Below are 14444 nucleotides of genomic sequence, written 5' to 3' on the forward strand. Positions count from 1 at the left end.
GAGTTTCCTGGTTTCGTTTAGTGAAAGTAAAATTCACTCAGGCCACTCGCTAAAACTTTCGATCAGTGATTATGTTCGTTCGATTAATAGACAATAATGGAACTATTCTACCCCCAAAGGAGTTCAATAATAAAACCGAAAAATCCTATGAAAGCCATTTGGAATGAAACAGTTATCGCAGAAAGTGATGATACAAAAGTGATAGAAGGGAACCATTATTTCCCTCCAGCATCGATCAAACGTGAGTATTTCAAAGAGAGTACAACGCACAGTACCTGCCCTTGGAAAGGTCAAGCCAATTACTATACTTTAGAGATAAAAGGGGAAACCAATCCGGATGCGGCGTGGTATTATCCTCAAACTAAGGACATGGCCAAACCGATCGAAGGATATATTGCCTTTTGGAAGGGTGTGGAGGTTTCGGAGTTTTAACACACAGACCGAAACGCTCGCAATAACTTATTGACATCTCGCTCGTCGTTGTACACATGAGGAGACACACGCATGAATGAGCCACGCATGGATACGCTCACTTTGTTTACTTTGAGTGCCGTGGCTATAGCGGCCTGCTTTTCTTTTGGTATCAAAATACCGAAAAGGTGTGCCGATCGATCTTCATCCTTTTCTATATAGTAGCCCATTGACTGGATTTCTTCTATGGCAGGAGCCATCAACTCACTGCAATAGGTTTGAATTTCTGCTGGTTGCCAGCGAATCACTTGCTTGAGGGATTCTATTAGTATGGGGTTGAGGATGAAATTGCTTTTCTCTCCTACGCCAAATCGATCGGCTCCTGGCTGGTAGTCGTCTTTGTAGTTGACCAATCCGGTAAAATCCTCACTGTCGCGACGATTGATCCAGTTTTGCTCTATGGGTTCGGCCTGATCGAATTTCTCTCCATAGTAGGCTATGCCAATGCTGTATGGCCCAAGCAACCACTTGTAGGCCGCAACCACGAGTGCATCCGGCTTGATCTCCTGCACATCGAAAGGCAGCGCACCGATGGACTGGGTACCGTCAATGATCAACAGTGCATCGACCTCATCGCAGCGTTTGCGGATCGCCATCAGATCGAACAAGGTACCGTCTGCCCAGTGGGTATGGCCGAGTGCTATCACTTTGGTTTTCTGATCGATTGCTTCTAATATTTTTTCATTCCATTGCTTGCCCCTGTTTTCGGTAGTATCGGGTACTTCGATGATTTTCAGCTCTGCATCGGCGTTTTTGCAAGCCGTCATCCAGGGATAGACATTGCTGGGGAATTGGTCTCCGCATACAACAATGTTTTCATCTTTTAACAGATCGAGATTGTGCACCACCTGTGCCATACCATAGGATACAGAGGGAATCATCGTGATTCTTTCCTTTTCTGCATTAATCAATTGTGAATAAAGCAGCTTGATCGTGTCCAGATCGTGGAAGAAATCATCTGGTGAGATCAAGTTAGGTTGACGCTTTTTGGCGATTCCCTTTCTGCCGGCCTTTTCGGCTTTTTTCAGCAAGGGAGCCATGTAGGCGCAGTTGAGATAAGCGTATTTCTTGTTAAGCAGGAATTTGCTTTTTTGGCATTTCATTTTGGGCAAGGATTATATTGTATCTTGGCTCTATTCAAATTGACATTTGTAAACTTAGTAAGCTTTGCTGGTACTACATCTCATAAAAATAAGGTTTAAGCAAATGATTCGGCTTTTGACAGAAGCGGGCTTATGGAGGACAATTTTGTTGGTAATGATTGTTGCCTGCGTTTCAGTTTTTGCCTTCATCAGTCTTAGTCAAAAGCCGAATGTGTACTATGTACTCGGGATCACCATGACCTTGCTATCCGGTCTTCATTACAAAAGGTCGGATATAGTTTTTCTTCACTTGATTTCAGCTCGAACTTTTGTCATTCTTTTGCTGGAATATATTGTGTTGCTGCTCCCTCTATTGATCATGCTTGCAGTTTATGGTTGGTGGCTGTCCATGCTAGTACTGATCTCTTTTGCTCTCGTTATCTCTCTGGTTCCTTCAGAATCAAATCCCCTTTCGAAGATTCGCAACCCCTTGCCTCAAGCAGTATTGGGTACCAGTTTTGAATGGAAAGCTGGCGTAAGAAAGTTCGGCTATTTACTACTATTGCTGGTATTAATAGGTTTAGGGGCTTCTTTTTTCTTGTTTAGTGTTCCACTGGCTATCTTTCTGATCGGTTTGATTGTTTATGGCTTCTACGAAAAATCGGAACACTATGCTTTACTAATCGTTTTTGAAAGAAGGCCAAGTGCCTTTCTTTGGTTAAAAGTAACACAGGTTGTTTTGCAGTTTTCAGTACTCATTGCGCCTTTGGTTTTGGCCTTTGTTTGGATGCATAGCTCGCTTTGGTACATTGTAGTTATCGAATGGTTGATTTTTTTATTTGTCTTCAATTATACTGTGTTGCTGAAATATGCATTTTACAAAAGCAATCCTTCGGATAAAGTACCTCCACTTTTTGCAGCGTTGGGTTTAGGTAGTTTTTTCTTGCCACCATTACTTCTATTGATATGGATTTTGAGCATTTACTTTTGCAGAAAATCCCTGTCCAACTTATCCATTTATATAGATGATTTCGATTAAAAACCTGAAAGTGAAATATGACCAACCCGTGCTGGATGACCTGTCGCTTGATCTTGAAGCTGGCTGTGTGCATGGCTTAGTGGGAGTCAATGGCTCGGGAAAAACAACCTTACTGAACACCTTGTTTGGACTGACAAAATCAGGTTCTGGTTCTGTTTTGTTCAATGGACAACCTATGACAAAAGAGTCTTGCTCGTTTCTTCCCACAGAAAACTTCTACTATTCTTATATCACGGGCCGAGAGTATTTAAGCTTGTTCAAAACGGCTCATTTTGAATTGGACAAATGGAAAGAATTGTTTCATTTACCTCTGGATGAGAGAGTGGAAACATATTCTACTGGTATGAAAAAGAAGCTGTCACTGCTAGCAATCATCGGCCAAGACAAAGAGGTAATTATGCTGGACGAGCCGTACAATGGCCTAGACATGGAATCAGCCCAAATTTTACAAATGATACTCGAAAGGCTCAAAAAGAAAAAGACCGTCATTGTAACCTCCCATATCATCCAAAGTCTCACTCGTGTTTGCGATTGGATTCATCATTTGGAAAAGGGGAGGATAAAAAATAGTGTTGGAAATGATCAATTCGATGAATTGGAGACTGCTATAGCCGAAAACATTAAATCTAGGAATAATGATCTTCTAAATGAACTCCTATGAATAAAGTACTCATTTTCGATAGCAAAGAAAAAGCAGAAAAGACGGTAGCGGCGAATAAAATTGTAAAGCTACAGATCGATGACCAGCGTATCTGTCTGGCTCGGAGAGGAGGTGAATTTTATGCCTTTGAAGAAAAATGCCCGCATATGAGCGAGGACTTGGGCAAAGGCCGTATCAATCCACTGGGCGAAGTGGTCTGCCCCTGGCACGACTATCGATTCAATATGGCAAGTGGCGAGGAGGCTGACAGTCGCTGTAGGGATTTGAAACGATATGAACTATTGTGGGAGGCGGACCAACTCTTTGTAATGATATAGTTTTAGAGAACATCTGCTTTATCAGTAGAGACGATCCAGTCATCCATCCATATATAACAATCTTCCCCTGGAGCCCACTCGATATCTGCTCCACCATGAAAGGTAGAGATGTAAAAGTTATCAATCAGGCTGCCATCATTGACAAATTGGATTCCTGTTTTTAGTAGTGCTGGATTTCTATTGATCCAAATTTCGACTTCACCATCCTTGTTATTGTCAGAATTGATTTTGACTCGTTCGGTGACCTGATACCATTGGCCTTTTTCGAATACCACTTGCTGTTCGCCATTCATTAGAGGAATGTCCTCCCCATACTTTCCTGGCTTGTCCATGTGATAGAGATAGAGTACTGCCTCTCCGCCCTTTCGCCACATCAGCCTTGCAGTGAAGCCGTTGGTTCCGTCGCAAGTTTGTCCACCGCTGCAATTATCCCCAGTAGCCAGACCGGGGAGCTTCCCTCCTTCGTGTTTGCCACCCCAATCGAAATTGTCACTGAAATAAAGCCAATAGGAAATGTAGACTTCTTTTTTACCCTCAAAATTCAGTGGAACCTGTGCACCACCCTGACTCGGTCCGACTGCATCTTTCGGATATTTGACTCGAATGGAAAATTTACCCGTGTGCGCCTGGGTGCTGTCAACTATCACTCTTGATTCGTCAAACCCAGCTGTCCAATCAAATGAAAAGCCGTCTTTTTTTAAGTGAGCCGAAGTATAGCTGTCCCCGTGGTTCCAATTTTCGAATGATTGGTTGTAAATTATTTGGGTCTGTGATGAGATCATAGATCCCATGAGCATGCTAAGTAGAAAAATCTTTTTCATGTTTCTAATCTACATCTTTAAATACATCCGGTTGATGGCATGATCAAAATGGGAAAGCAAATACCTGTTTTCTTCCAAAAGAATAGATATTTGAGCCATTTCGAGTAGTTGGATGGATTCAACATTGTTTAGATTATCAAAGAGGTGTTTTTTGTCTGTGTTGTCTGGAATATTCTGGTTGAAGAAATCTTCTACGAGATGACTATCCGTAAGGAGATGTTGGTCATAGGTTTCTAAACAATCATGTACCAATTGGGTCAATTTTTAGTGACATTTCGATTTCTAAATTTGAAGGTATGAGGGTAATAGGTGTTTTTTATTGACCAATGATGTTTGGCTGATGTTGGATTGGGTTGCAAAGAATCGATTGAGATATCGAGAATCTTAGTTTTTACAGTTTCTAATCTGTCGATTTGTTGGTCAACATAGGGCCTTAAGGAATGATGGTTCGAATTCATTTTATAAAGAATTCGACTCAATTCTTGATTTTGGTGGATAAGTGCCTGTACTTCAAATTTGAGCACACGCAATTTTTGCTGCCTGACTATTTCTTCATGTGATTCATTTTGGCAAGCTGAGAAGAATAGAACTATTAAAACTAATTGGAAGGTTTTCATATTTCAATTTACCTCCCTTTGGATAAAAGCCCAAAAACCTTCTTGTTATAGAATTGATGCAGATTTTTAATCCAAATCTGGAAGTGTGTAGTCAGTAAACATACTAGGCTCTGCCATCATTTTTTCTATTTCTTCTGATTGTCTTGGGGCTCTAATCGATAAGTTTTCACACCCATCTTCTGTCACAAGGTAATCATCCTCGATGCGCACTGGGATATTCCACCATTTTTTGGCGGCTGGGCTTCCTTCCGGAATATAAATGCCTGGTTCGATGGTGATCACCATATTTTTTTCCAATCGATCGTAAATCCCCTTGTCGTGTACATCTAGCCCTATATGGTGACAGCAGCCATGAGGGTAGTAGCGGTTGCGACCTGTGTCGGGGTTGATGATGTCTATCTCCTTTGTGCTTTTATAGATTCCCAATTCCACCAGACCTTCGTTTACGATTTTGGCGGTGATATCGTAGAGTGTCGAGAAGGGCAACCCAATCTGGCAAGAATCTGCGGCTGCCTGCTGTGCCTCATAGACCAGGTCGTAAATGAGTTTTTGTTCCTCAGTAAATTTTCCATTGACGGGAATCGTACGAGTAACGTCCGCAGTATATCCGTGATACTCTGCTCCTAAATCCATGAGTATCAGTTCGCCATCTTCTATGGCTGGCTTGTAGTTGTCGATGTAGTGAAGGACACATCCATTGTGACCTGCTCCTACTATACTGGGATAACCTTCGTATTCGGCCTGGTATTTTTTGAAAATGAATTCGTGCATGCCCTGCACTTCGGTTTCGGACATACCAGGTTTCATGGCTTTCATTACTTCTACCTGGCCAATGGCAGATATACTTACTGCTTTGCGGAGTAGGTCTAGCTCTGCTTCTGTTTTGATCTCACGGAGTTCGGTCATATATAGGTCGAGCAATACAACATCCAGATTGTTGGATTGTGGTTCGATGTTGAGATCGTTCTGGTTGTAGTTGACCTTGTCTTTGAACTGCGCAATTAGATCATAAAGATCACCTTCTTCTTCGGTCTGCCTTACATCGTTCATGAAATCATAGAACAGTACTTTGTCGAATTTGGAAAAATCCAGATTGAAGGATTCGAATCTGGGTGTTTCGAAAACCACCTCCATTTTCAATTTGTCTTTGGCCCCATCTTTTCCTAAGCGATAGCCATCGTACAATTCGGCCAGTGCATTTTTTGATCTAACGAAGAGAATTTCGTCGAACCTCTTTCCTTCTACTTTTTGCTCTTCTTTGAAAATGAGCAAAACGGAATGTGGCTCTCTATGCCCTGTCAAATACATGAAGTTAGGGTCTTGATGATAGATGTAGTCTACATCATTGGCACGGTTGCGGATGGGATTAGAGAAAAAAACTGCGACTGAGTTGTCGGGCATTTTGTCTCTTAGGGCCTGCCTTCTTTCGGCATGAAAGTCCATCGGTAAATAATCATCGGGTTGTGCCTGGAGTAAAAGAGAAAATAAACTCAAGCAAAGGGTCAATGTAAGGGCTAATGATTTCATATAGACAAGATAGCTGGAGAATGAGGAGAAGTCAAATCAAAAAATGATGAGTGGTCAAAAACTCAGACATAAAAAAACCCTGATCGTAAATGATCAGGGTTTTAATTTTTCATAATGCAGTGCTTAGGCTGCTTTTTTAAGATTTTCTCGTTTCACAGAAACTTCCAGTCTCTTGATGTGAATCATTCCGAGTTTGTCCATTACCCACATGATCACATAGGTAGGATCTACTTCGTGCCATCTCACTCCACCGAAGTTGGCTCTGTTGCCATGCTTGTGGTGATTGTTGTGATAGCCTTCTCCCATCATTAGGATGTCTACTGGCAACAGGTTCTTAGAAGTATCGCCAACTTTGAAATTGACATAACCATAGATATGAGCAAACCAGTTGATAATTGCACCGTGGATAGGCGCCATCAAAAATGCTACTGGAAGGAATGCCCACTGCCACCATGCAGTTGCAAATTGATAGAAAAACAAGGTGTACAATGCACCCCACATCAATCTAGATACCCAAGATCTGGCGAATTTGTCAAACAATGGCCACTCAGGTACGTTTTCAGTAAATCTTGGCTCAACCTCTACTTGTTTAGCAGTGATAGCTGAGTAAGTGTTTTTTGTTCTCCACATCATCGAGAACATGTTGTCGTCGTATTTTGGCGAATGCGGATCCTTTTCGGTATCAGCATAGGCATGGTGCATACGGTGCATTACACCATAGCCATAGGCGCTCAGGTAGTTTGAACCCTGAAAGACCCATGTTAAAATAAAAGTCAATTTTTCACCAAATTTGGACATGGTGAAGGACTGGTGTGCAGAATACCTGTGCAAGAAGAAGGTCTGGAAGAACAATCCTCCGTACCACATCACCAACATAAATATTAAAATTTCCATAATTCTCCGTTGTTTCGGTTTCCTATAAGACAATGTCAATTCGGGTTTGTGACAAAAAGCAGAAAAAACTTTTCAATTTTTTTTAATCAGCGGTAAATCATCTTCGTATGTCTATTTTTGCCTGCCTGTCGGCAGACAGGCCTGCCTGTTGAACAGACAAGCGCGTTTGCCAATAGGCAGGCAGATTATAAATTTCCACATCCCAAAATGGCCAAAAAACAAAGTACAATGGCAGAAGCTAATATTGACGAATTAGATCCTAAACATTTTATTCTAATCAAAGGAGCTCGAGTCAATAATCTCAAAAACTTGAGCGTGGCTATTCCCAGAAACAAATTGGTAGTAGTCACAGGTCTGTCTGGATCGGGAAAATCTTCGCTGGCCTTTGATACGCTCTTTGCGGAGGGTCAAAGAAAATATGTGGAAAGTCTGAGCTCCTATGCGCGTCAGTTTCTCGGCCGGATGGAAAAACCTGAGGTGGATTACATCAAAGGCATATCGCCGGCTGTAGCCATCGAGCAAAAAGTAAATAATCGAAACCCACGATCAACCGTCGGAACCACCACGGAAATTTATGATTACATCAAATTGCTTTTTGCTCGAATAGGGGAAACGATTTCGCCTATCAGCGGTGAGGTAGTCAAAAGAGATACGGTCGCCACAGTAGTAAATGCAATCAATGCCAAAGAGGAAGGGTCGAAATTTATGATTGCTGCTCCTTTGGCCTTGCATGAGGAGCGAACGCTCGAAGAAGAACTCAACATCCTACTGAGCAAGGGCTTTACCCGAGTATTGGTAAAAGGTGACATGCAATACATCGAGGAGCTGGATGCGCAAAAGCTGGACCCTTCTGAGGTGGAAATATTAATTGATCGACTGAGTGTCAATCGAGAAGATGAAGATGCCAATTTCAGATTGGCCGACTCGGTACAGACGGCTTTCTTTGAGAGCCATGGTTCTTGTCACGTGCATTTTCGTGAAGAGGATGTCGTTCGATATTCGGATCGCTTCGAACTAGACGGAATGGAATTCGAAGAGCCAAGTGTCAACCTATTCAGCTTTAATAACCCCTATGGGGCATGTCGCAAATGCGAGGGTTTTGGTAAAGTATTAGGCATCGACCCAGATTTGGTGATTGCAGACAAGAATCTATCGGTTTACGAAAATGCCATCGTGCCCTGGAGAAGTGAAACCATGAAGAAATGGTTGAAGCCTTTGCTAGACATGGCACATAAAATTGATTTTCCTATTCATAGGCCGGTCAAAGAATTGACCGAAGAGCAGATCGAATTGCTCTGGGAAGGAAAAGGAAAATTTGAGGGCATCAATGCCTTTTTCAAATTCATAGAATCGCAACTGCACAAGATTCAGTATCGTGTGTTGCTCTCTCGATACAGAGGAAAAACTACCTGTCCGGATTGTAAAGGGACACGTCTGAGAAAAGACGCCAACTATGTGAAAATTGGTGGCAAATCGATTTCTGAACTGGTTTTGATGCCGCTCGGTGAAGCATACCAATTTTTTGAAGAACTGGAACTGAATGAGTACCAGGCCAAGGTGGCTAAACGCATACTGAAAGAGATACAAAACCGATTGGCCTACATGCAGGAGGTTGGCCTTGGATATTTGACCTTGAACCGACTGACTTCTACCCTCTCAGGTGGGGAGTACCAAAGAATTAAACTGGCTACCTCTCTGGGAAGTGCTCTGGTGGGTTCGATGTACATTTTGGATGAGCCGAGTATCGGTCTGCATCCTAGAGATACCGCTCGATTGGGCAATGTGTTGAGTACACTACGGAATTTGGGCAATACGGTAGTAGTCGTAGAGCACGAGGAAGAGGTGATGCGCCGCGCAGATCAGATCATCGATATTGGGCCTGCGGCTGGTATCCATGGTGGAGAGTTGGTTTTTCAGGGGGGATGGGATGACATTCAAAAAGAGCAGAATTCTATCACCGCCAGATTCCTGAATGGGACCGAAACCATTCCAGTTCCTACGAGGAGAAGACCCTGGAAATATAGCATCGATCTATATGGTGCCAGAGAAAACAACTTGAAGGAGCTGGATGTCAAAATTCCTTTGGAAGTTTTGACAGTGGTAACGGGCGTCAGTGGTTCGGGCAAGTCGACGTTGATTCGTAAAATATTGTACCCGGCATTGGGTAAGATCTTTGGGGTGACAGGAGAAGAAACAGGTAGATTTTCTGGCCTGGATGGTGATTACAAAATGATCCAAAAGCTGGAGATGATCGATCAGAATCCTTTGGGTAGAAGCTCAAGGTCGAACCCAGTCACCTATGTCAAAGCCTATGATGCGATTCGTTCGCTTTATTCAGATCAGCCATTGGCCAAACAGCGAGGTTTGAAACCAGCACATTTCTCCTTCAACGTAGAGGGAGGTCGATGTGAAACCTGCCAGGGAGAAGGCGAGGTGAAAATCGAAATGCAGTTCATGGCCGATCTACACCTGACTTGCGACGAATGCAAAGGCAAGCGATTCAAAGAGGAAGTGCTGGCCATAGAATATAAGAATAAGAACATTGCGGATATTTTGGACCTAAGTATCGAGGAGAGTTTGGAATTTTTCGAAGATCAGAAGGCCATCGTATCCAAGTTGCAACCGCTATTCGATGTTGGGCTCGGTTATGTCAAGCTAGGCCAAAGCTCTAATTCACTCAGTGGTGGTGAGGCTCAGCGTGTGAAGCTAGCTTCATTCTTAGGCAGAGGTCAGGCAGCACAAAAGGAAAAGATTCTTTTCATTTTTGACGAGCCGACGACTGGCCTTCACTTCAAGGATATAGAGAAATTGCTGGCATCCATCAATGCCCTGGTAGACCAGGGCAATACTGCCATCATCATCGAGCACAATATGGAAATCATCAAATCTTCGGATTGGATTATCGATCTGGGACCTGACGGAGGTGATCAAGGGGGACAGATCTGCTTTGAAGGGACTCCGGAAGAAATGGTGAAGCTGAAGGATAATTATACAGCTGAGTATCTCCGGGAGAAACTATAACCTGCTTTATGCATGAGCAAAAGCCGGAGTTAATGGTTATTAGGTTAATAGGAGTTGGATTTGTTTAAAAATCGAATGAACCTAGTTTAGCCAGATTGCTAATTATTACTTCAGGTAGAAATTCACTAGCATCCAATGCTACGCATTAGAAACTACCTAATGGGTTGAATCGGCGATTTTTCAAACTAAAGTTGCGTCAACCATTCGGAGTATTTCGATGTAAAAGTGTCGTTAAGAACTCTAGTGCATATTCGAGGTTTTATTTCTACAATACCACTTTGATTATTTTCGTGCCTCTAGTACCTCTACCAATGACGTATTTGTAAAAGCCAATGTTTTAGCATCATTTACTATTAGGTCATTCAGCATTTGTGGCCTTATAAAACTAAGGCTTAGCCTTTCAGCATGACGATTGCTTTCTATATTTGATTCATGAAAGTAAAAACGGGGCTGATGAAGCTCGATAGCCATGTGCAGGAGATCAAAGGCAATGTCGCCTATCTCTGTCATGCGGCATCTGTCGATGAAAACTATCGTCATGGAATTTATAAAATCAAGTCACTTTTTGGCGATCGTTTAAAAAAACTCTTTTCGCCGCAGCACGGTTTGTTCGCCGATGTGCAGGACAATATGGTCGAGAGCGACCATTTTTTTCATTCCCATTTTCAACTGCCTGTTTACAGTCTCTATTCAGAAACCAGAAAGCCAAGCGCAGAGATGCTGGAAGGTATCGACCATGTGATTGTCGATCTTCAGGATGTGGGTACGAGAGTATATACCTATATATATACCCTGACCTATATGATGGAGGCCTGTGCCGAAAACGGTGTGGAGGTAATCGTACTCGATAGACCCAACCCTATCGGAGGAGTGGCTGTGGAAGGCAATGTGTTGGATATGAGCTTTAGATCTTTCGTAGGTCGCTATCCATTACCCATGAGACACGGGCTCACTATCGGAGAGGTGGCGGTCATGGCCAAAAGTCAATGGGACCTGAATTGTGAATTAAGGATCATCAAGATGGATGGCTGGGAAAGATCGATGACATTTCTGGAAACAGGACTGCCGTGGGTGCTTCCTTCTCCCAATTTGCCCAATCCGGAATCGGCCTTTCCTTTCGTGGGAACGGTGCTTTTTGAAGGAACGAATGTGTCGGAAGGAAGAGGGACCACTAAGAGCCTGGAGACTGTCGGTCATCCAAAAATCAAAAACTATGATTTGTTGGAAAGCTTACAAATAGGCTTTGAAAAGGCAAATCTTCGGGGTTTTATCCTGCGGCCTGTTAGTTTTTTGCCTACCTTTCAGAAACATGCCGGTGTGCCTTGTCACGGATATCAGATCCATGTTACAGATTTTGCCTTGTTCAAGCCCTGGCGAGTAGGTCAGTTGTTGTGCCAAAGTTTCTATCACCACTTGGGTGAAAACTTTGTCTGGAAACAGCCGCCATATGAATATGAAGAGAAATTGCTACCCATCGATATCCTCAATGGAACGGATCAGATTCGTCATTGGGTAGAGTCGAATGGGGATTTTCAAAAGCTGGAAGAAATAGAGAATCAGGGATTGGAATCATTTCATAACATGCGAAAAGACATGTTATTGTATTGAGCAGCACCACAGCGTCTACCCGATAATCACTAATTTTGAGCCAGCTATTTTAAGCTTATAGATCACGAAAATATTGCAAATGTCAAGTAAACCCGACCCCAAAACCATTATAGTTTCAAACCGTCTTCCTGTAAAAGTTGTCCGCAATGAGGAAGGACTGGATTTTCAACCTACAGAAGGAGGGCTCGCCACAGGCCTGGGCTCCATCTACAAAAGCGGAAACAATGTTTGGATCGGTTGGCCCGGGGCGACTTTAGAATCTAAGGCTGAGGAAAAAACCACCTTAGAGATATTAACCTCACAGAGTATGTATCCTGTATTCCTCACTGACGAGGATTTGGAGCTTTACTACGAAGGTTTTTCTAATGAGACCCTTTGGCCCAACTTTCACTATTTCAACCAGTATTCGATTTTCAATGAGGATACCTGGGAGTCTTACAAACAAGTGAATCAAAAATTTGCCGATGCGATTTTGTCTCAGGCAAATAAGAACGATACGATATGGGTGCACGATTACCAATTGCTATTGGTGCCAGCACTTTTGAGACAGAAAAAGCCAGATTTGAAAATAGGTTTCTTTCTACATATTCCTTTCCCTTCGTACGAATCCTTTAGAATCCTTCCTTTCCGAAGAGAGATTCTATTAGGTATGCTGGGAGCGGATTTCTTAGGTTTCCATACCTACGATGATACACGTCACTTCCTTTCTTCTGTCAACAGATTGGCAGGTATAGGAAACAACCATGGTATCATCAACTACAACAATCGTCAGATCATGGCAGACTCATTGCCAATGGGGATCGACTATGACAAATATCATAGTACAGCTTCATTGCCAGAGACACTGCAAAAGGAGGTAGAATATCGTACGGCCATCGGTAGTCCAAAAGTGATGCTGTCCATTGACCGATTGGACTATTCTAAAGGTATACCTCAACGAGTGAAGGCCTTTGAAAAGTTCCTGGAGCAATATCCTGAATATCAGCAGAAGGTTTCCCTGGTTATGATCGTGGTTCCTTCCAGATATCAAGTTGGAAAATATAAAGAGCTGAAAGAAGAAATTGATTTGTTGGTAGGTAGGATCAATGGTTGCTTTGGACGATTGAGCTGGACACCTGTTCACTATTTCTTTAGGTCTTATCCGCTTCATTCTTTATCGGCATTTTATAGAATAGCCCATGTCGGTTTTGTGAGTCCATTGAGAGATGGTATGAATCTGGTGGCTAAAGAATTCATCGCCAGTAAGCTGGAGAAAAAAGGTGTGCTGATTCTGAGTGAAATGGCTGGTGCATCTAAAGAGCTATCAGAAGCGATTTTGGTCAATCCAAACAATCAAAAGCAGATGGTAGAGGCGATTAAGGAGGCCCTGGAAATGGAAGAAGAAGAGCAAATCGCTCGTTTGTCTGTGATGCAGGAAACCCTGAAAAGATATAATATCTATCATTGGGTAGACCTATTCATGAATCGTCTGGATCATGTAAAAAATCAGCAGCTGGCTCAGAAGACTAAGAATATAGATGAAAAGACCATCAAGAAGATCAAGAAGGATTTCAAATCTGCGAAAGAAAAGCTACTCTTCCTGGATTATGATGGTACGTTGACAGGCTTCCATCCAGATCCGTTGATGGCATTGCCTAACGATGACCTATACACGATTCTGAACAACCTCCTTCTGGAAGAAAACACACATATTGTGATCATCAGTGGTAGAGGAAAAAATACGCTTGAGAAATGGTTTGGAAATCGTAAAATGGACTTAATAGCTGAACATGGCGTTTGGTTGAGAAAGTCTGGTGCTACCTGGGAAACGATCACGGATCTGACTGACTCTTGGAAAGCCGATATCAAGGATGTACTGGAGAGCTATGTGAATAGAACACCAGGTTCTTTCATCGAAGAAAAAGACTATTCGCTGGTATGGCACTACAGAAAGGTAGAGACAGGTCTGGGAGAACTCAGAACCCGAGAGCTCATGAGCCACTTAAAATATTTGGCCTCTAACCAAAACCTTCAGGTTTTAGAAGGGGATATGGTGATTGAGATTAAGAGTACGGAAGTGAATAAAGGCCGTGCCGCAGCGAATTGGATCAAGAGATATAATGCAGACTTTGTGATGGCTATCGGTGACGACTGGACAGATGAGGATACCTTCAAGGCTATGCCGAAAACAGCGCACACCATCAAAGTAGGTGGTAATCAGTCTGCTGCCAAGTATAGTATTTTAGGTCCGGATATGGTCAGGGATTTGCTAAGGGAATTGCCGAAACAATAAACGAAGATTCGAAAACAGTCTTAATAGAAAATGCAAGCACTCTGAATGCTTGCATTTTCTTTTTAAGTCAATGACTAACTCATTATATTACTGGGAGAAGCGGGTTAATAGTGA

Annotated in this window: 12 protein-coding genes; 7 read left to right on the forward strand and 5 right to left on the reverse strand. The window is 42.6% G+C overall.

Annotated elements, in window-relative coordinates:
* Positions 1-147 precede the first annotated feature (147 nt).
* Positions 148-432, forward strand: a complete 285-nt coding sequence (locus N7U62_RS16905) for a DUF427 domain-containing protein (RefSeq protein WP_264139227.1) — start codon at positions 148-150, stop codon at positions 430-432.
* On the opposite strand, the gene N7U62_RS16910 is transcribed toward N7U62_RS16905, so the two are convergent.
* Positions 429-1574 carry an aminotransferase class V-fold PLP-dependent enzyme gene (locus N7U62_RS16910; protein WP_264139228.1) on the reverse strand — a complete coding sequence of 382 codons (1146 nt, stop codon included), beginning with the start codon at positions 1572-1574 and terminating at the stop codon, positions 429-431. The genes N7U62_RS16905 and N7U62_RS16910 overlap by 4 nt on opposite strands.
* A 103-nt stretch (positions 1575-1677) precedes the next feature.
* Here N7U62_RS16910 and N7U62_RS16915 point away from each other — a divergent pair, with 103 nt between their 5' ends.
* Genes N7U62_RS16915 through N7U62_RS16925 form a run of 3 tightly spaced genes read left to right on the forward strand, consistent with a single transcriptional unit; the run spans position 1678 to position 3570 of the window.
* Positions 1678-2592, forward strand: a complete 915-nt coding sequence (locus N7U62_RS16915; RefSeq protein WP_264139229.1) for a hypothetical protein — start codon at positions 1678-1680, stop codon at positions 2590-2592.
* A complete protein-coding gene (locus N7U62_RS16920) occupies positions 2579-3253 on the forward strand; it encodes an ABC transporter ATP-binding protein (RefSeq protein WP_264139230.1) in 675 nt (224 codons plus the stop codon). The genes N7U62_RS16915 and N7U62_RS16920 overlap by 14 nt, the downstream gene beginning before the upstream one ends.
* On the forward strand, positions 3250-3570 hold the full coding sequence (locus N7U62_RS16925; protein WP_264139231.1) for a Rieske (2Fe-2S) protein: 321 nt from the start codon (positions 3250-3252) through the stop codon (positions 3568-3570). The genes N7U62_RS16920 and N7U62_RS16925 overlap by 4 nt, the downstream gene beginning before the upstream one ends.
* A gap of 2 nt (positions 3571-3572) precedes the next feature.
* On the opposite strand, the gene N7U62_RS16930 is transcribed toward N7U62_RS16925, so the two are convergent.
* The 4 genes from N7U62_RS16930 to N7U62_RS16945 all read right to left on the reverse strand — a co-directional run bounded on the left by N7U62_RS16930 (position 3573) and on the right by N7U62_RS16945 (position 7429).
* The gene (locus N7U62_RS16930; RefSeq protein WP_264139233.1) at positions 3573-4391 is read right to left on the reverse strand and encodes a polysaccharide lyase; all 819 of its coding nucleotides are present in this window, start codon (positions 4389-4391) and stop codon (positions 3573-3575) included.
* Positions 4392-4400: 9 nt separating this feature from the next.
* Positions 4401-4652 (reverse strand): hypothetical protein, encoded by a 252-nt coding sequence (locus N7U62_RS16935; RefSeq protein ID WP_264139234.1) that lies wholly within the window; start codon positions 4650-4652, stop codon positions 4401-4403.
* 422 nt (positions 4653-5074) lie between these two features.
* Positions 5075-6535: an aminopeptidase P family protein gene (locus N7U62_RS16940; RefSeq protein WP_264139235.1), complete on the reverse strand. Its 1461-nt coding sequence runs from the start codon at positions 6533-6535 to the stop codon at positions 5075-5077.
* 123 nt (positions 6536-6658) lie between these two features.
* On the reverse strand, positions 6659-7429 hold the full coding sequence (locus tag N7U62_RS16945) for an acyl-CoA desaturase (RefSeq protein WP_264139236.1): 771 nt from the start codon (positions 7427-7429) through the stop codon (positions 6659-6661).
* 228 nt (positions 7430-7657) lie between these two features.
* Here N7U62_RS16945 and uvrA point away from each other — a divergent pair, with 228 nt between their 5' ends.
* From uvrA to N7U62_RS16960, 3 genes are all read left to right on the forward strand, one after another.
* Positions 7658-10450: an excinuclease ABC subunit UvrA gene (uvrA, locus tag N7U62_RS16950; RefSeq protein ID WP_264139237.1), complete on the forward strand. Its 2793-nt coding sequence runs from the start codon at positions 7658-7660 to the stop codon at positions 10448-10450.
* Positions 10451-10882: 432 nt separating this feature from the next.
* Positions 10883-12058: an exo-beta-N-acetylmuramidase NamZ family protein gene (locus N7U62_RS16955; protein WP_264139238.1), complete on the forward strand. Its 1176-nt coding sequence runs from the start codon at positions 10883-10885 to the stop codon at positions 12056-12058.
* Between the two features lie 79 nt (positions 12059-12137).
* Complete coding sequence (locus N7U62_RS16960; RefSeq protein ID WP_264139239.1) at positions 12138-14330, forward strand: bifunctional alpha,alpha-trehalose-phosphate synthase (UDP-forming)/trehalose-phosphatase; 2193 nt, start codon at positions 12138-12140, stop codon at positions 14328-14330.
* Positions 14331-14444: the final 114 nt, after the last annotated feature.

Source organism: Reichenbachiella ulvae (assembly GCF_025833875.1).
Lineage (GTDB): Bacteria > Bacteroidota > Bacteroidia > Cytophagales > Cyclobacteriaceae > Reichenbachiella > Reichenbachiella ulvae.